Here is a 17,090-nt window from a genome sequence, read left to right on the forward strand (position 1 = left end):
GGACCATCGCCATGGCCGCGACCGAAGACATCCGCAAGATCCTCACCGACCCCAAGCCCCTGTACGCCCTGGCCGGTGGCGCCGACCGCGTCGCCGAGAAGGCCAAGGAGGTGCCGGGCGCGATCGAGAAGCTGATCGACGAGGCGCCCAAGCGCTTCGAGGACGTGCGCTCCACCGACCCGAAGGCCGTCCAGGACCGGGTGACCCAGCAGGCGAAGGACCTCCAGCTCAAGCTGACCGAGTTCCTCGGCACCCTCGACGCGGACTTCAAGAAGCTCACCGAGCAGGCCCAGGACGCGGCGCTGCAGGCCGTGGGCCGGGCCGCCGAGGCGGCCGTCAAGCTCCAGGAGCGGTACGACGGCCTGGCCGACCACGGCCACACGGTCGTACGGAACTGGCGCGGCGAGGTCGCCGAGGAGGCCCTCGACCTGGCCGAGGCCATCGAGCCGGACGCCGAGCCGGAGGCGTCGGCGACGGCCGAGGACAAGCCGGCCGAGTCCAAGAGCGCCACGGCCGCGCCCGCCGCCAAGAAGACGACGGCGAAGAAGACCACGGCCAAGAAGACGACCGCGAAGAAGACGACGCCGCCCGCCAAGTAGCGGCGGCTTCGAAGAAGCAACGGCCTACGGAACGGCAACGACCTACGGAACGGGCCGGGCACTCATCGAGTGCCCGGCCCGTTCACGGGGTAGCGGGTACCGTGGCCGCGTAATCACGTAGGTGTGCCGAGACTGGTGGTGGACGTTGTGCTGATGCAGGGGTTCGCGAACTTCATGTGGCTGCTGTCGCTGGCCCTGATCGTGTTCAGCGGCTTCGCGCTTCTCGACGCCGCCTTCCGCCGGGAGGACGCCTACCGGGCGGCGGACAAGAAGACGAAGCCGTTCTGGCTGATCATCCTCGGCCTGGCCTTCGTGGTGAACCTGCTCTTCCCGATCATGTCGTTCCTGCCGATCATCGGCCTCGTCGCGACGATCGTGTACATGGTGGACGTGCGCCCCGCGATCCGTCAGATCACCGGCGGCGGCCGTCGCAGCGGCGGCTCCAGCAGCGACGGCCCGTACGGCCCGTACAACGGCGGCCGTTGAGGCCCCCGGGGGCTCAGCGATCGCGGTCGAGCAGCAACACGGCCACGTCGTCGGTCAGATCCCCACCGTTGAGGTCACGGACCTCATTGACGGCTGCCTCCAGCAGCTCGTCACCGCGCAGCCCCGAGGCGAGCTGGCGGCGCACCATCTCCACCATGCCCTCCTGCCCGAGCCGCTGGTTGCCCTGCCCGATGCGCCCCTCGATCAGCCCGTCGGTATAGAGCATCAGGCTCCACTTGCCGCCGAGCTCGACCTGGCGCCGCGGCCACCGGGCCCGCGGCAGCAGCCCGAGGGCGGGCCCGCTGTTCTCGTACGGAAGTAGCTCGGCCTCCCGCCCCTCCCGCGCGATCAGCGGCGACGGATGCCCGGCCAGGCAGAGCCCCGCCCGGCGCCCGTCCGGGGCGATGTCGACCGTGCAGAGCGTCGCGAAGATCTCGTCGTCGGCCCGCTCGTGCTCCAGGACCCGCTGGAGCGTGGAGAGCAGCTCGTCCCCGCACAGCCCCGCGAAGGTCAGCGCCCGCCAGGCGATGCGCAGCTCCACGCCGAGCGCCGCCTCGTCCGGGCCGTGCCCGCAGACGTCGCCGATCATGACGTGCACCGAGCCGTCCGGGGTGCGCACGGTGTCGTAGAAGTCCCCGCCGAGCAGCGCGCGCGAGCGCCCCGGCCGGTAGCGGGCGGCGAACCGCAGCGGCGACCCCTCAAGCAGGGGAGTGGGCAGCAGTCCCCGCTCCAGACGGGCGTTCTCCTGTGCCCGCAGCCGCGACTCGGTGAGCTGGCGCTGGGCGACGTCGGCCCGCTTGCGCTCCACGGCGTACCGGATGGCGCGGCTGAGCAGCCGCCCGTCCAGCTCGTCCCGCAGCAGATAGTCCTGCGCGCCCACCCGCACGGCCTCGGCACCGCGCTCGGCGCCCCGCTCGGCGTCACCGTCCGCGGTGAGCGCGAGGACGGCGTGCCGGGGCGCGAGGCGCAGCACGTGCTTGAGCGCGACGAGCTCGTCCGGGTCCTGGCCGTCGCCGGAGGGGCCGGTGAGGGCCAGGTCGAGCAGGATGCAGTGCACGTCGTCGGTGAGCAGCCGCTCGGCCTCGGTGAGGTTGCGGGCGGTGCGGACGCGGATGGGCTTGCCCGCGGCGTCGAGCATCTCGGGGACGCTGAAGGACCCCGCCGGGTCGTCCTCGATCACCAGCAGGGACAGCGAGGAGCCGGACGGCTGCGGGCCGAGGGGCCGGAGGGATGCGGCGTCGGCGGGAGCGGTGGTCGCCGCCGACGGCTGAGCCTGACCGCCTTCCGCGGCCGGGACTGCTCTCTGCCGCGGTATGGGTACGGGCATCGCTTGGTTCCTTCCCTCCCCCCGAGGGCACGGTGAAGCGCAGGTCGACGCCCCACCAGACGGGGACCCTAGCGGTAGCCGTCGCCTGATGGGAATGGCGTCCGGCAAACGGCCACCGTCATATGCCGCATCCAGGACCGCAATTGGGCACGACGAGGTCTTGAGGGGAATGACGAACATCACGCCGCGAAGGTTGAGCGAGGCGCCGAAGTGACGTACCGCACATGGAATACGTCACTCTTCAAAGACCGGCGACCCGGCTCGTGACTCCGACTCGGCTCGTGGCTCCGGCTGCGCGGGTCAGCTCTTGGCGTCGGGGCGGACGACTCCGAGGATCTGCATCGACCCGGCGCCCGTGATGGTCACGTTCCGCCCCGGGCGCGGGGCGTGCACGATCGCGCCGTCGCCCAGATACATCCCCACGTGGCTGGCGTCCGAGTGGTAAATGATGAGGTCCCCCGGCCGCATGTTCTTGATGTCGATGTGGGGCAGCTGCTTCCACTGCTCCTGGGAAGTGCGCGGAATGCCGCGCCCGGCGGCCGCCCACGCCTGTGAGGTCAGCCCCGAGCAGTCGTACGAAGAGGGCCCTTCGGCGCCCCACACATAGGGCTTCCCGATCTGATCGGTGGCGAATTCGACGGCTTTCTTCCCCTGCCCGCTGGCCCGCCCCCGAATGTCCTTCAGCACACCCGAACTGACCCAGGCGGACTGCTTCTTGAGGGCTTCCTCTTCCTCCAGCTTGCGCAGTCGCTCGCGCTCCTTCTTCTCGAGCTTCGACTCCAGCGCCTTGGCGGCCGCGATCTGCTTCTTGATCTTCTTCTTGGAGGCGGCCTTGGCCTTACGGTTGGCTTCCAGCTTCTTCCACTGGGCGGAGGCGTCCTTGGCGTACGCGGCCAACTCCTCCTGCGTACGGGCCAGTTCCCCGAGCATGCCCTTGGTGGCCTTCTCGCCCTGCCGCATGCGCCCCGCGCCGTCCAGGAACTCCTGCGGGTCGTCGCTCAGCATCAGCTGGGCTTCATCAGGCATGCCGCCGTTGCGGTACTGCGCGCGGGCGGCGGCGCCGGCCCGGGCCTTCAGCTTGTCGAGCTTCGCCTGCCCCTTGGCGATGTCCCGGGCCAGGCTGACGATGCGCTCGGACTGCTTCTTGGTCTTCTCCTCGGCGGCGTTGTACGCCTCGGTGGCGAGTCCGGCGTCGTGATAGAGCCGGTCGATCTTCTTCCGCACGTCCTCAAGGGAGCCGGATTTCGGGGGTGTTGGCTTGGCCGGGCTCGCATGTGCCGTCCCCGTTACGCCGCTCAGCACGGCCACCGCGCAGATCAGCGCCATGCCCGCCACGGTGGTCTGCCGCTTGCCGGTCACGCCCCGCCACCCCCCAGAACTGATTTACCGTCAGTAACTTCCGCTCGCTTTCGGGATGGTGCCATGCCGGTCCCCAATACGACAGAGCGCGACGGCAACTCCGGTCCCCCACCCGCTCCATGTGACGAACAGCACGAAGGGATCGTTCCCTCACCCAGCACCCCCGCTGCATCCTTTAGCGCGCTCCGCGCGCGGGCGCCCCTTCCCGAACAGCGCCTCCGTCGCCCTGGCGCACCCACCCGGGGGCTGCGCCCCCAGACCCCCCATCGGCCTGAACGGCCTCGTCCTCAAACGCCGGACGGGCTGAAAGACACACACCCTCCGAGGCTGAAGGGGCCCGCCCCGCGCAGCAAGGCGAGACGACCTGCAGACGGAGGACCGGCGCAAGGGGTGGGGACGCGGCGGTATGTCCGCCCGCAGTACAGCACCCCACCCAAGCCAGTACTCATGTACCCGTCCGGCGCCCGAGGCGTTTCGAGGACGGACATACCGCCGCGTCCCCACCCCGCCCCACCACCCACCAGCACCCGCCCACCAGCACCCGCAGACGCACCCGCCCACCACCCACCAGCAGCAACAGCCGAAAACGCCCCGCTCAGCCCAGCGCAGCGCCCGGCGCCAACGCCCCCCACCGCACCGTCACTTCCCCCCGCACCCACTCCTCCCGCCGCCCCTCCACCGGCCACACCCCCGCCACATCCGCCACCGCCCGCACCCACCGCTGCCGCGCCCCGTACGCCGCATACGGAGCCGCCGCCGCCCACGCCCGGTCGAAGTCCCGCAGGAACGCATGCACCGGCTCCCCGGGCACATTCCGATGGATCAGCGCCTTGGGCAGCCGCTCAGCCAGGTCCGAAGGACGCTCAAGAGAGGCCAGTCGCGCAGCGAACGTCACCGTCCGCGGCCCCTCGGGCCCCAGCGCCACCCACACATGACGCCGCCCGATCTCGTCGCACGTGCCCTCCACCAACAGCCCGCCCGGCGCCAGCCGCCCGCACAGCCGCTCCCACACGGCGGCGACCTCACCCTCCTCGTACTGCCGCAACACATTCGCGGCCCGGATCAGCAGCGGCTGGGCGCCCCCGCCCAACGGCACCTCGAACCCCCCATGCCGAAAGCTCAGCCCCTCCCTCTCATAGGGCCGCGCCCCCGCCACCCGCTCCGGGTCGATCTCGACACCCACGACCCGCACCCGCGGCGCCACCGTCCGCAGCCGGAGCAGCAGCTCGACGGCGGTCCAAGGCGCCGCCCCGTAGCCGAGGTCCACGGCCACCGCCCCCGTGCCCGCCCGCCGCAGCACCCCACCGTGCCGCGTGGCGATCCAGCGGTCCATGCGCCGCAGCCGGTTCGGATTGGTGGTCCCGCGTGTGACCGTCCCCACGGGACGGGAGGAGGAGCGGGGAGCCATGGGAAAAGCGTAAGCGCCCAGGGCGAGACGCCTCTCAACGAGCCCGCCGAGACGCCCCCGAGACACCCCGCCCGAGACACCCCCGAGAAGCCCCGCCCGAGACGCCCCAAAGCAACGGTTTGGCAAAGTGGAAATGGAGGGCGACCTTCCGGTGTTCCGACTGTGTAGAGGGTCCCGTACGCCCTCCCCGACGTCGTGCCATCAAGGAGGACCGCCAGGTGAGCCAGTACGTGACCAGGCTCGGGCGTCGCTCCCCGGCGACCCCGGGCAGGCTCCGCATCCCCGGCGCGAGCCGCCCGCCCCGCCGCCCCCGCCGCATCGCGATGCTCAGCGTGCACACCTCTCCGCTCCACCAGCCAGGCACCGGCGACGCGGGCGGCATGAACGTCTACATCGTGGAGCTGGCCAAGCGCCTCGCCGCGATCAACATCGAGGTCGAGATCTTCACGCGCGCCACGACCGGCGCCCTCCCGCCCGCCGTCGAGCTCGCCCCCGGCGTCCTCGTACGGCATGTGGACGCGGGCCCGTACGAGGGGCTCGCGAAGGAGGAACTGCCCGCTCAGCTCTGCGCGTTCACGCACGGGGTGATGCAGGCGTGGGCCGGCCACCGCCCGGGCCACTACGACCTGGTCCACTCCCACTACTGGCTCTCAGGCCACGTCGGCTGGCTCGCTGCCGAGCGCTGGGGCGTGCCCCTCGTCCACGCCATGCACACCATGGCCAAGGTCAAGAACGCGGCGCTCGCCGAGGGGGACACCCCCGAGCCCGCCGCCCGCGTCATCGGCGAGACGCAGATCGTGCGCGCGGCGGACCGCCTCATCGCCAACACCTCCGACGAGGCCGACGAGCTCGTCCGGCACTACGAGGCGGAACCGGGGAAGGTCGCCGTCGTGCACCCGGGGGTCAATCTCGACCGCTTCCGGCCCGCCGACGGGCGGGCCGCGGCCCGCGCCCGCCTCGGCCTGCCGCAGGACGCGCTGATCCCGCTCTTCGCGGGCCGCATCCAGCCCCTCAAGGCCCCCGACGTCCTCCTGCGCGCGGTCGCGGTCCTCCTCGACCAGCGCCCCGAGCTGCGCGGCCGCATCGTCGTGCCCGTCGTCGGCGGCCCCAGCGGCAGCGGCCTCGCCAAGCCGGAAGGGCTGCAGAAGCTGGCCGCGCGGCTCGGCATCGCGGACGTCGTGCGGTTCCAGCCTCCCGTCGGACAGGAGCAGCTCGCGGACTGGTTCCGGGCGGCCTCGGTCCTGGTGATGCCCTCGTACAGCGAGTCCTTCGGGCTCGTCGCGATCGAGGCGCAGGCGGCGGGGACGCCGGTGCTCGCCGCCGCCGTCGGCGGGCTGCCCGTCGCGGTGCGCGACGAGGTCACCGGCTTCCTGGTCTCCGGGCACGAACCGGCCCACTACGCGCGCGTGCTGCGCGACTTCGCCGACCATCCACAGCTTGTGGACCGCATGGGCCAGGCCGCGGCCCGGCACGCGCAGTCCTTCGGCTGGGACACCGCGGCCTCGGCCACCGGCGACGTCTACACCGCCGCCCTGCACGATTTCCGCCGTCACGTACGCTCGCACCATGGCTGAGCAGGCGGACGTGACGGCTCCGGGCCCGAGCGCGATCATCGAGCAGACCCTGACCGGCGCCGAACTCGAATGGGAGAGCCCCGAGCCCGGCGCCTACGTGGTGAAGCTGCCGGGCACGCGCAAGCTCTCCACGACGCTCTCGCTCAAGCTCGGCCGGCACTCCCTGTCCCTGAACGCGTTCGTGATCCGCCACCCGGACGAGAACGAGGGGGCGTTCCACCGCTGGCTCCTGGAGCGCAACCTCCGCCTCTACGGCGTGAGTTACGCCGTGGACCGGCTGGGCGACGTCTACGTGGCGGGCAAGCTCCCGCTCGCCGCGGTCACCCCGGACGAGCTGGACCGGCTCCTCGGCTCCGTCCTGGAGGCGGCGGACGGCTCCTTCAACACCCTCCTTGAGCTCGGTTTCGCGAGCGCCATCCGCAAGGAGTACGCGTGGCGGGTCTCGCGCGGGGAGTCCACGCGCAATCTGGACGCGTTCACGCATCTGACCCAGAGCCCGAGCGAGTAGTCCCGCCCCCTCCAACTCGCCCCCCGTCCAACCCCTTTCGGTGTCCAACCCCTTTCGGCGCATAGCCGGGTCTGGCATGCTCCCGCTCATCGCTTACGTGAATCACGTTCACATCCATGAAGATGAGGGTGGCGGGATGCGGAACCCAGGCAGACGCACCGTGCTCGGCGGCGCCATAGCCGCGGCGGCGGCCGCAGCGACCGGCCCCACCCCCGCACGCGCGGCGGGCACTCCCAAGAGCCGCCCCCACACCCCCACCCTCTGGCGCGAGTTCACCACCACCCCCTACACCCACCCCCAGATCCCGTACGTCGGCAGGGCAGGAGCCCGCACCGGCGCCCGCACCCTGCCCCGCCGCCCGGTCGTCGCGAACGTCCTCGACCACGGCGCCGACCCCACCGGCGCCCGGGACTCCGCCCCCGCGATCAACCGTGCCCTCGCCGCCGCCGGACGGGCCGGCGGGGGCACGGTCCTCGTCCCGGCCGGCACCTACCGCGTCGACGACGTCATCCGCATCGCCCACGACGGCGTCGTCCTGCGCGGCGCGGGCAGTGGCCGCACCACCCTCCGCGCCACCAAGAACCTCACCGAGCTGATCGGCGTCTACGGCTCCCGCTACGGCGGCGACAAGTCCAGCTGGTCCTGGGCGGGTGGCCTCATCTGGCTCTGCCCCGAGGCCCGTTGGGATTCCCTCACGACCGCCATCAAGAACAAGGAGTGGCCCTTCGAGGGCTGGACCGGCAACAGGCGTGACGAGTGGGAGACCCTCACCGCCGTCGCGCCCGCCACCCGCGGCTCCTGGTCGGTGACCGTCGCCGACCCGGCGAAACTGCAACAAGGAGACCTCGTCCTGCTCCGCCTCGCGGACGACGCGGACCACACCCTCCTTGAGCACATGGCGGGCGGCGGCCCCGGGCCCGAGGCGTACAGCTGGGCCGACAAGACCAAGCTGACCTCGTACGTCCCCTACGAGTGGCCCGTGCGCATCGCCTCCGTGCGCGGCCGGAAGGTCACCTTCGAGCGACCGCTCCCGCTGGACGTCCGCAAGGAGTGGCGGCCCGAACTCACCACGCATGTAACGGCCCTCTCCGGAGCGGGGGTTGAGGGGCTCACCCTCGAAGCCGTCGAGACCCCGCAGTCCCCGCACCTCCTGGACAAGGGCCACAACGGCGTCGCCTTCCAGTGCGCGTACGACTGCTGGGCGGACGACATCACGGTGCGGCACGTCGACAACGGCTTCGGCCTGGTCGCCGCCTCGGCCTGCACGCTGCGCAACACCCGTGTGGAGGGCCGGGGTTCGCACCACCCGTACTTCTGCCGCGAGGGCTCGCACGACAACCTCGTCGAGGACTTCACGATCGCGGAGCGCACGGTTCCGGCGCCCGCGAACACCCAGCTCCACGGCATCAACGTCGAGGGGCTTTCCTCGTACAACGTCTGGTCGCGCGGCCGGATGGAGATGGGCACCTTCGACAGCCACCGTGGCCTGCCGTTCGCCAACGTCCGCACGGACATCACCGTGAACAACAACGGCCGCCACGGTGGCGATGCCACCGCAGGACCCCTGTTCGGCGCCCGCTTCACCCACTGGAACATCCGCGTCACCAACGAGCGCGCGGGCCTCATGAAGATCGACGGCCTCGCGCCCTACAGCGCCACCGTCGGCCTCAACGAGGTGCGCGAGTTCGACCAGATCGACGTCCCGGACTTCACCGGCGACCTGCACAGCAGACTGGAGGCGTACGGGACCCCCGTGCCCGTACGCCCCCGGAATCTGTACGAGGCCCAGCGCGCCCTCAGGCGCTGAGCTCGACCGCGGAGGCGGCAGGGGTGGCAGAGGCAGGGGAGGCAGGGGAGGCAGGGGAGGTATCCGCAGGTGCCTCCTCCTCCGGCAGCTTCCGCATCAGCCCCCAGTACCCGGCCGCCGCCACCGTCCCGATCACCGCGCAGCCGCCCCACAGCCACTCCGGCCCGAACCGGTCGATCACGGCGCCCGACATCAGCGGCGCGACGAGTCCGGCCACGGCCCACGACAGGGTGTACATGCCCTGGTAGCGCCCGCGTCCGTGGGTCGGCGAGAGCCGGACGACGAGACCGGTCTGCGTCGGTGCGTTGACGATCTCGGCGAGCGTCCACACGCACACCGTCAGGGCGAAGGCGCCGACCGAACCGGCGAAGGCGGTGAGTCCGAAGCCGTATCCGGCGACGATCGACGACACCACCAACAGGCGCTGCGGGTCCCGGTGTTCGATGAAGCGGGTGACCGGGATCTGCAGCGCGACGATCAGGACGCCGTTGACCGCGATGGCCATGCCGTAGTCGGCGGGGGTGAACCCCGCGTGCCCCATCGCCACCGGCAGTCCCACCGACCCCTGCTGGAAGATCAGCGCGACCAGGAACGACAGCCCCACGACACCCATGAACCGCCCGTCCCGCACCACGGTCCCGAGCCCCACCTCCGGCTCACCCCCCGCCTCCACCGGCGTCTTCTCCGGCCGCGACTCGGGCAGCTTCACGTAGACGACGATCGCGCACGCGAGCGTCATGGCGGCCTCGATCAGGAACCCGGCGCGGTAGCTGTACGAGGCGATGAAGCCCGCGCCCGCCGAGGAGATCGCGAAACCGAGGTTGATGGCCCAGTAGTTGAGCGAGAACGCCCGCACCCGGTCCTCGGGGCGCACGATGTCCGCCATCATCGCCTGCACGGCCGGGCGCGAGGCGTTGCTCGCCATCCCGACCAGGAAGGCGACCCCGGCGATGGCCACCGGGTGCTCCATGAACCCGAGCAGCGCGACCGATCCTGCCGTGGAGGTCTGCGCGATGAGCAGCGTGGGCCGCCGACCGAGCCGGTCGGTCAGCACGCCGCCGCCGACCGAGGAGACGACGCCGCCGAGCCCGTGCAGCGCGGCCACGAGCCCCGCGTACGTCGCCGAGTACCCCCGCTCCAAGGTCAGGTACAACGCCATGAAAGTGGCGACGAAGGCCCCGAGCCGGTTGACCAGAGTGCTCGTCCACAGCCACCAGAAGTCCCTGGGTAGCCCCGAGACGGACTCTTTGGCGGCACGTCTGAGCGCGGCGACTGACATGAGTGCGTTCCCCCGAAGTGATGTAAGTGGCTCGTTCGATGAACGCAACTTACGGTCCGGCCAGGGACCAAGGCCACTGGATTGACGACCACCGTCAATCGGCGGGGAACAGAAGGGTCGATTAGGCTCGGGCCCATGGCCGACGCACCGTACAAGCTGATCCTCCTCCGCCACGGCGAGAGCGAATGGAACGCGAAGAACCTGTTCACCGGCTGGGTGGACGTCAACCTGAACGAGAAGGGCGAGAAGGAGGCGGTCCGCGGCGGTGAGCTGCTCAAGGACGCCGGCCTGCTCCCGGACGTGGTCCACACGTCGCTCCAGAAGCGCGCGATCCGCACCGCGCAGCTGGCACTGGAGTCCGCCGACCGCCACTGGATCCCGGTCCACCGCAGCTGGCGCCTGAACGAGCGCCACTACGGCGCCCTCCAGGGCAAGGACAAGGCCCAGACCCTGGCCGAGTTCGGCGAGGAGCAGTTCATGCTCTGGCGCCGCTCGTACGACACCCCGCCCCCGCCGCTGGACCGCGACGCCGAGTACTCGCAGTTCGAGGACCCGCGCTACGCGACGCTCCCGCCGGAGCTGCGCCCGCAGACGGAGTGCCTCAAGGACGTCGTCGTCCGCATGCTCCCGTACTGGTTCGACGGCATCGTCCCGGACCTGCTGACGGGCCGGACGGTCCTGGTGGCGGCCCACGGCAACTCGCTGCGCGCCCTGGTCAAGCACCTGGACGGCATCTCCGACGCCGACATCGCGGGCCTCAACATCCCGACCGGCATCCCGCTCTCGTACGAGCTGGACACCGACTTCAAGCCGGTGAAGCCGGGCGGCACGTACCTCGACCCGGACGCGGCCGCGGCGGCGATCGAGGCGGTCAAGAACCAGGGCAAGAAGAAGTAGCCCGACCCCCGCACGACGCACACCACCCCCTGACCCGCACGCCTGGTGCGGGTCAGGGGGTGGCTGCGTCGGAGACGCCTTGGGCGAGTTCGCCCGTGGTGTTCAGGATCCAGTGGCCGAAGCTCGTGGGGGCTATCAGGACCCCGAAGACGAGCACCACGGTCATGGTCATGAACGTGTCGCTCTTCTTCCGCGGCTTAACGGGTCTGCGCAGCAGGACGAAGATGATGACGGCCAGCAGAACCGCGAGGTCCATCGTGAGTACCACTGGCCGGTCCTTCCCCCAGGCAAGCAACCACGTCCTCGTACCTGTGTAGCGTGAACTGACTTGCGTGACCGCTCAGTTACCCGTGGTTGGCGCCAAAACGCTCCTGCCGGGCCGGATCGGCGTACTGGCTCAGCGGGTGAAGTTCAGGTACTGCCAGGCGCCGTGCGTCGTCGAGTTCACGTTGTCGCCCGAGGTGCCGTTCACGTACGACGAGCGGATGCGCGCGCGGATGCCCGACCGGCCGGGGGCCTCCAGGCGGACGACGGAGGTGCCGTCCGGGCCGAGCCTGAAGTACTCGGAGCCGGTGGCGTGCCACTTGCGGTCGTCTCCGTAGACCTGGATCTCGAAGCGGTGCTTGCGGCCCTTGTAGTACGTCATCGCCGTGCTGAGCACCGGGTCGGTGTTCTTGTGGAAGTAGTGGTACTTCGTGGCGCCGATCCTGCCCGTCTTGTAGTGCTTGGAGACGGAGTTGGAGATCTTGACCTTGGCGTACGCCGTGGACGTCGCCTTCTTGGGCTCCGCGCGGGCGTCTCCGGAGAAGACGGCGGTCACCTTCGTGTCGCGCTTCATGTCGACGGCGGCCGACAGGTTGCCCGCGGAGTTGACCTTGCCCTTCTTGACGAGCTTGGCGGGCTTGTCGCCGCCGTAGGGGTCGGCCCAGATCTCGACGGTGCGGTTCTTGTAGGTCGTGCCGAGGTGCGCGGTGAAGGAGACGTCGGCGCCGTAGTCGTAGACGTTGCCGTTCTTGTTCAGGGTCAGCTTCGTCGCGGAACGGGAGACCTCCACCGTGGCCGACGCCGATGCCGCGGCGTGCGTGGCGTCACCGGCGTAGGCGACCTTGTAGGTCACCTTGCCGCCCGCGGGCGGGGTGTCCTTGAAGGAGAACGAGCCGTCCGCCGCGGTCTTCACGGCGGGCAGCGCCTTGCCCGGAGCGGGCGACTCCACGTCCGTGCGCGTCACCGCCAGGTCCGTCCCGGCCGGCAGCCCCGCCCCGGTGAGCTTGCCCTTGACGGTGAGCGGCCTGGCCCGCGGGGCCTTCTCGGGGGCGCTGACCGTGAGCTTCGGCAGCGACTTGTCGGGGGCGTCCAGGACCCGCAGCGAGTAGACGTCCGCGCTGTTGTAGGAGACGGCGAAGAGCTTGCTGCCGTCCGGCGCCCACGCCAGGCCGCCCTCGGCCAGGGTGTCCCCGCCGCTGCCGCCGCCCGTGTTGGGGAAGTCGTACTCGCGGACCTTGGACCACTGGCCCTGCTTGTAGATGTGCACGTCGGGCCGGTACCAGGAGAAGGTGCCCGCCGCGACGGTGCCGTCCGGGGCGATGTCCACGGCCGCGCCGTAGTCCCCGGAGTCGTAACGGCCCACGGGGGACAGGTCCTTGGTGGAGTACACCGGGTGGTAGTACGGGGATCCGCTGGCCGTGACGATCTGGGTCCCGTCGGGGGAGACCGCGATGTCGTCGAAGAAGCCGCCCTCGACCGACTTGCTGGCCACCGTCGTCGGCTTCGGCCCCGACACGTCGTACACGGTCAGGGTGTCGTCGCTGGTCGTGCGCTCACCGGCGACGAGGATCCCCGAGTCCGGATCGGAGCCGAGCTCGGGCGCGGAGTAGTAGCTCGCCTCGCCGTCCTGGCCGAGCGTGACGACCGGCTCGTCCCCGGAGAGATCGAGCGAGCCGATGCCGCCCTCCGCGTCGGGCCCGTAGCCGAACCACAGCTTGCCGCTCGCGAGCGCCAGCGTGCGCGGCCGCTCCGCGCCGGCGAGCGCGTAGCTCGCGCTCTGGGTGTACGTGGACGTGTCCACGGAGACGATCCGGTTGAGCCCGGAGACCGCCGCGTACACCTGGCGGGAGTCGGGCGAGAGCGCCAGGCCGTCGACGTCCGGCAGCCCGTCCAGGCTCGCCTTGACGGTGCCCGCGTAGTCCGTGACGACGATCTTGCCGCCCCTCGGGTCGGAGACATAGACGCGCTGGTGCTCCCCGTCCACCAGGACGTCGGCCGCCGACTTCACGTCCAGGACCTTGGCCGAGTCCGCGGCCGCGGGACCGGACGCCACCGCGACCAGTGCCGCGGAACTGAAGAGGACCGCGAGCGCTGTCGCGGTCGAGATGGTGCGCGTACGCGTACGCATGGTGATGTGGCCCCCCACAGGCACAGTGAATCCCGGACGGCCGACTGCGCGCCCGGGGCGTAACCCCCCGTTCCAGCGCTGAGGTTAAGGCATTCCTGTGACAGTTGTGGAGGAAGTTTCACAAGGGGCGGGGGTGCTGCGAATCGCTGAAGTCCCGCGCGCGCGTGCGCCGTTGATGCGCCCCGCCCCAGTGGGCATGAGATGGGCAGTAGGCAGTACGTCTTCGCAGTACGCCTTCGAGGAGGAGACCCCCATGGCCGAGTCCCCCACGCCCGATTTCACTCCCGAGCAGCCCATAGAAGTCGCGGAGTTCCCCGCACTCGTCCTGCTCGGCGCCTGCGGCTGCGGCTCGGGCTGCAGCTGCGGCTGCCAGTCCGGAGCGCCCTGCCAGTGCGGCGGCTGCTGCGGCTGACGCGACGACGGCGGTACGACGGCGTGGGGCCCCGCACGGATCGGTGCGGGGCCCCACGCGCGCGTACGAGCGCTACGAAATCCACGAAGGCCCGGGTGCCGTCGCCGGCCCAGGTGCCCCCGACGGCTCAGGCGCCCTCGACCGGCGCCGTGCTCGGCTGGATCTCGTCCGCGTGCTCGCCCGTGACCAGGTACACGACGCGCTTGGCGACCGACACCGCGTGGTCCGCGAAGCGCTCGTAGTAGCGGCCGAGGAGGGTGACGTCGACGGCCGTCTCGATGCCGTGCTTCCAGCGGTCGTCCATCAGGTGCTGGAAGAGCGTGCGGTGCAGGAGGTCCATCTCGTCGTCGTCCTGCTCCAGTTGGAGCGCGAGGTCGACGTCCTTGGTGATGATGACCTCCGCCGCCTTCGCCATCAGGCGCTGCGCGAGCTGACCCATCTCCAGGATCGTGGCGTGCAGGTCGCGGGGGACCGCCGAGTCGGGGAAGCGCAGCCGGGTCAGCTTGGCCACGTGCTGGGCGAGGTCGCCGGAGCGCTCCAGGTCGGCGCTCATCCGGAGCGAGGTGACCACGATGCGCAGGTCCGTCGCGACCGGCTGCTGGCGGGCCAGCAGGGCTATCGCGCGGGCCTCCAGGTCGTGCTGGAGATCGTCGACCTTCTGGTCCGCGGCGATCACGCTTTCGGCCATCTTCAGGTCGGCGTCGAGCATGGCCGTGGTGGCGCGCCCGATCGCCGACCCGACAAGACGGGCCATCTCGACCAGCCCCTCGCCGATCGAGTCAAGTTCCTCGTGGTACGCGTCACGCATGTGGCTGTCCCTCTCTAGTACGTCCCAGGGGGCTGACCCCCACGCTCCCACGGTGTGGTCCCGACGCGTCCGTTTCCGGCACCCCGCGTGAACCAACCCTGTCGCCAAGGTGAACACCGGGCGACCTGGGTACCGACCGCCCGGTAACCGCCGGGGTACCCGGTCAGCAGAAATGAACCCGCCACATCGCCCCGGTGAACTCTGGGCGACGAGTGTTCGAGCTGACCCTCGGACGGCTGGGGCTGGGGCTCGCACCACGCATAACCTGGACTCATGGACGTGAACGCGGCGGTCGCCGCAGCGGCAGCGATCGCCGGAGTGTGCACCGGTGTCATCGCCATGCTGGCGTTCCGCTGGAGCGAACGCGACCAGAAACGCCCCACCCGCACTTCCCTGCACACGGACCCGGTCCTTCCGCCCGGCGTCGACACGGTCCTGTCCGTGCTCCGCTCCTCCGCCGTCGTCCTGGACGAGGCGGACAGCGTGGTCAAGGCCAGCTCCGCCGCGTACGCCCTCGGCCTGGTCCGCGGCGGCAAGCTCGCCGTCGAGCCGATGCTCCAGATGGCCAGGGACACCCGGCGCGACGGCGAGATACGCCAGGTCGAGCTGGACCTGCCGCGGCGCGGCACGGGCCGCGGCGGCGAGGCGCTCGCCGTCTCCGCCCGGGTGGCCCCCCTCGGCTCCCGCCTGGTGCTCCTCCTCGTCGAGGACCTCACGGAGGCCCGGCGCATCGAGGCCGTGCGCCGCGACTTCGTCGCCAACGTCAGCCACGAGCTCAAGACCCCCGTGGGCGCCCTGAGCCTCCTCTCCGAGGCCGTCATGGACGCCTCGGACGACCCGGAGGCCGTGGAGCGCTTCGCGGGCCGCATGCAGATCGAGTCGACCCGCCTGACCAGCCTGGTCCAGGAGCTCATCGACCTCTCCCGGGTGCAGAACGACGACCCGCTGGAGGACGCCGAGCCGGTCCGCGTGGACGAGCTGGTGGCCGAGGCCATCGACCGCTGCCGCCACCAGGCGGGCACGAAGCAGATCACCATGGCCGCGGGCGGCACCGCCGACCTGCACGTCTGGGGCAACCGCGGCCAGCTCGCCGCCGCCCTCGGCAACCTCGTCGAGAACGCGGTGAACTACTCGCCCGCCCGCACCCGCGTGGGCATAGCCGCCCGCCGGGTGACCGCGCCCGGCGGAGACCTCATCGAAGTCGCCGTGACCGACCAGGGCATCGGCATCTCCGACAAGGACAAGGAGCGCATCTTCGAGCGCTTCTACCGCGTCGACCCGGCCCGCTCCCGGGCCACCGGCGGCACCGGCCTCGGTCTCGCCATCGTCAAGCACGTGGCCGCCTCGCACGGCGGGGAGGTCACCGTGTGGAGCTCCGAGGGACAGGGCTCCACCTTCACCCTGCGGCTGCCCGAAGCGGGCGCGACCCGCGACCGTGACCGCGGCAACGGAGCCGCGGGCGGCGCCGGCGCAGCCGCCGACCGCGACAGGGCCGACCGGCCCGACGAGACCACCCAGTACGAAACCATTCCTGCCCCGGAGGTCCTTCCGTGACCCGAGTGCTCGTCGTCGAGGACGAGGAATCCTTCTCCGACGCCCTGTCTTACATGCTCCGCAAAGAGGGCTTCGAGGTCGCCATCGCGGCCACCGGCCCGGACGGACTCGACGAATTCGAGCGCAACGGCGCCGACCTCGTCCTGCTCGACCTGATGCTCCCCGGACTGCCCGGCACCGAGGTCTGCCGCCAGCTGCGCGGCCGCTCGAACGTCCCCGTGATCATGGTGACCGCCAAGGACAGCGAGATCGACAAGGTCGTGGGACTCGAAATAGGAGCCGATGACTACGTCACCAAGCCGTTCTCCTCGCGCGAGCTGGTGGCCCGCATCCGCGCCGTCCTGCGCCGCCGCGGCGAGCCCGAGGAGGTCGCCCCGCAGGCCCTGGAGGCGGGCCCGGTCCGCATGGACGTGGACCGCCACGTGGTCACGGTCTCCGGCTCCAAGGTCGACCTGCCGCTCAAGGAGTTCGACCTCCTGGAGATGCTGCTGCGCAACGCGGGCCGCGTCCTGACCCGCATGCAGCTCATCGACCGCGTCTGGGGCGCCGACTACGTGGGCGACACCAAGACCCTGGACGTCCACGTGAAGCGCCTGCGCGCCAAGATCGAGCCGGACCCGGGGGCGCCGCGCTACCTGGTCACGGTCCGCGGCCTCGGCTACAAGTTCGAGCCGTAAACC

At 71.0% G+C, this 17,090-nt stretch carries 16 protein-coding genes; 9 read left to right on the forward strand and 7 right to left on the reverse strand.

What is annotated here, in order from left to right; translation table 11 throughout:
• The first annotated feature begins 11 nt into the window (after nucleotides 1-11).
• Together ACQB60_RS11200 and ACQB60_RS11205 are read left to right on the forward strand one after the other, a co-directional pair.
• Complete coding sequence (locus ACQB60_RS11200) at nucleotides 12-599, forward strand: hypothetical protein (protein WP_496925756.1); 588 nt, start codon at nucleotides 12-14, stop codon at nucleotides 597-599.
• A 153-nt stretch (nucleotides 600-752) separates the two neighbouring features.
• On the forward strand, nucleotides 753-1,085 hold the full coding sequence (locus tag ACQB60_RS11205) for a DUF2516 family protein (RefSeq protein WP_496926162.1): 333 nt from the start codon (nucleotides 753-755) through the stop codon (nucleotides 1,083-1,085).
• A 13-nt stretch (nucleotides 1,086-1,098) separates the two neighbouring features.
• Here the strand turns inward: ACQB60_RS11205 and ACQB60_RS11210 are convergent, their stop codons facing one another.
• The 3 genes from ACQB60_RS11210 to ACQB60_RS11220 all read right to left on the reverse strand — a co-directional run bounded on the left by ACQB60_RS11210 (nucleotide 1,099) and on the right by ACQB60_RS11220 (nucleotide 5,179).
• Nucleotides 1,099-2,592 carry a PP2C family protein-serine/threonine phosphatase gene (locus tag ACQB60_RS11210; RefSeq protein WP_496926163.1) on the reverse strand — a complete coding sequence of 498 codons (1,494 nt, stop codon included), beginning with the start codon at nucleotides 2,590-2,592 and terminating at the stop codon, nucleotides 1,099-1,101.
• Nucleotides 2,593-2,712: 120 nt separating this feature from the next.
• Nucleotides 2,713-3,738 (reverse strand): C40 family peptidase, encoded by a 1,026-nt coding sequence (locus ACQB60_RS11215; protein ID WP_496926164.1) that lies wholly within the window; start codon nucleotides 3,736-3,738, stop codon nucleotides 2,713-2,715.
• A 628-nt stretch (nucleotides 3,739-4,366) separates the two neighbouring features.
• Nucleotides 4,367-5,179, reverse strand: coding sequence for a class I SAM-dependent methyltransferase (locus ACQB60_RS11220; protein ID WP_496925757.1), 813 nt, complete (start codon nucleotides 5,177-5,179; stop codon nucleotides 4,367-4,369).
• Nucleotides 5,180-5,397: 218 nt separating this feature from the next.
• Here ACQB60_RS11220 and mshA point away from each other — a divergent pair, with 218 nt between their 5' ends.
• The 3 genes from mshA (at nucleotide 5,398) to ACQB60_RS11235 (ending at nucleotide 9,068) form a co-directional block, all read left to right on the forward strand.
• A complete protein-coding gene (gene mshA, locus ACQB60_RS11225; protein ID WP_496925758.1) occupies nucleotides 5,398-6,753 on the forward strand; it encodes a D-inositol-3-phosphate glycosyltransferase in 1,356 nt (451 codons plus the stop codon).
• A complete protein-coding gene (locus tag ACQB60_RS11230) occupies nucleotides 6,746-7,261 on the forward strand; it encodes a type III secretion system chaperone family protein (protein WP_496925759.1) in 516 nt (171 codons plus the stop codon). The genes mshA and ACQB60_RS11230 overlap by 8 nt, the downstream gene beginning before the upstream one ends.
• Before the next feature lie 136 nt (nucleotides 7,262-7,397).
• Nucleotides 7,398-9,068: a glycosyl hydrolase family 28-related protein gene (locus tag ACQB60_RS11235; protein ID WP_496925760.1), complete on the forward strand. Its 1,671-nt coding sequence runs from the start codon at nucleotides 7,398-7,400 to the stop codon at nucleotides 9,066-9,068.
• On the opposite strand, the gene ACQB60_RS11240 is transcribed toward ACQB60_RS11235, so the two are convergent.
• Nucleotides 9,058-10,347, reverse strand: a complete 1,290-nt coding sequence (locus ACQB60_RS11240) for an MDR family MFS transporter (protein ID WP_496925761.1) — start codon at nucleotides 10,345-10,347, stop codon at nucleotides 9,058-9,060. The two genes, ACQB60_RS11235 and ACQB60_RS11240, sit on opposite strands and share 11 nt — an antisense overlap.
• 135 nt (nucleotides 10,348-10,482) lie before the next feature.
• On the opposite strand from ACQB60_RS11240, the gene ACQB60_RS11245 reads away from it, so the two are divergent.
• On the forward strand, nucleotides 10,483-11,244 hold the full coding sequence (locus ACQB60_RS11245; RefSeq protein ID WP_496925762.1) for a phosphoglyceromutase: 762 nt from the start codon (nucleotides 10,483-10,485) through the stop codon (nucleotides 11,242-11,244).
• Between the two features lie 52 nt (nucleotides 11,245-11,296).
• On the opposite strand, the gene ACQB60_RS11250 is transcribed toward ACQB60_RS11245, so the two are convergent.
• Both ACQB60_RS11250 and ACQB60_RS11255 read right to left on the reverse strand, forming a co-directional pair.
• Nucleotides 11,297-11,500: a hypothetical protein gene (locus tag ACQB60_RS11250; protein ID WP_496925763.1), complete on the reverse strand. Its 204-nt coding sequence runs from the start codon at nucleotides 11,498-11,500 to the stop codon at nucleotides 11,297-11,299.
• A 141-nt stretch (nucleotides 11,501-11,641) separates the two neighbouring features.
• Entirely contained in the window at nucleotides 11,642-13,636 is a 1,995-nt protein-coding gene (locus tag ACQB60_RS11255; RefSeq protein ID WP_496925764.1) for an Ig-like domain repeat protein, read from the reverse strand.
• 253 nt (nucleotides 13,637-13,889) lie between these two features.
• Between ACQB60_RS11255 and ACQB60_RS11260 the strand changes: the two genes are divergently transcribed.
• The gene (locus ACQB60_RS11260; RefSeq protein WP_384836212.1) at nucleotides 13,890-14,048 is read left to right on the forward strand and encodes a hypothetical protein; all 159 of its coding nucleotides are present in this window, start codon (nucleotides 13,890-13,892) and stop codon (nucleotides 14,046-14,048) included.
• A 127-nt stretch (nucleotides 14,049-14,175) separates the two neighbouring features.
• Here the strand turns inward: ACQB60_RS11260 and phoU are convergent, their stop codons facing one another.
• Nucleotides 14,176-14,856 carry a phosphate signaling complex protein PhoU gene (phoU, locus tag ACQB60_RS11265; RefSeq protein ID WP_384836210.1) on the reverse strand — a complete coding sequence of 227 codons (681 nt, stop codon included), beginning with the start codon at nucleotides 14,854-14,856 and terminating at the stop codon, nucleotides 14,176-14,178.
• A gap of 273 nt (nucleotides 14,857-15,129) precedes the next feature.
• On the opposite strand from phoU, the gene phoR reads away from it, so the two are divergent.
• Together phoR and phoP are read left to right on the forward strand one after the other, a co-directional pair.
• Nucleotides 15,130-16,410 carry a two-component system sensor histidine kinase PhoR gene (phoR, locus tag ACQB60_RS11270; RefSeq protein ID WP_384836207.1) on the forward strand — a complete coding sequence of 427 codons (1,281 nt, stop codon included), beginning with the start codon at nucleotides 15,130-15,132 and terminating at the stop codon, nucleotides 16,408-16,410.
• Nucleotides 16,407-17,087: a two-component system response regulator PhoP gene (gene phoP / locus ACQB60_RS11275; protein ID WP_018527980.1), complete on the forward strand. Its 681-nt coding sequence runs from the start codon at nucleotides 16,407-16,409 to the stop codon at nucleotides 17,085-17,087. Before phoR ends, phoP begins: the two co-directional genes overlap by 4 nt.
• Nucleotides 17,088-17,090 lie beyond the last annotated feature (3 nt).

It is taken from the genome of Streptomyces odontotermitis, from assembly GCF_050510915.1.
Lineage (GTDB): Bacteria > Actinomycetota > Actinomycetes > Streptomycetales > Streptomycetaceae > Streptomyces.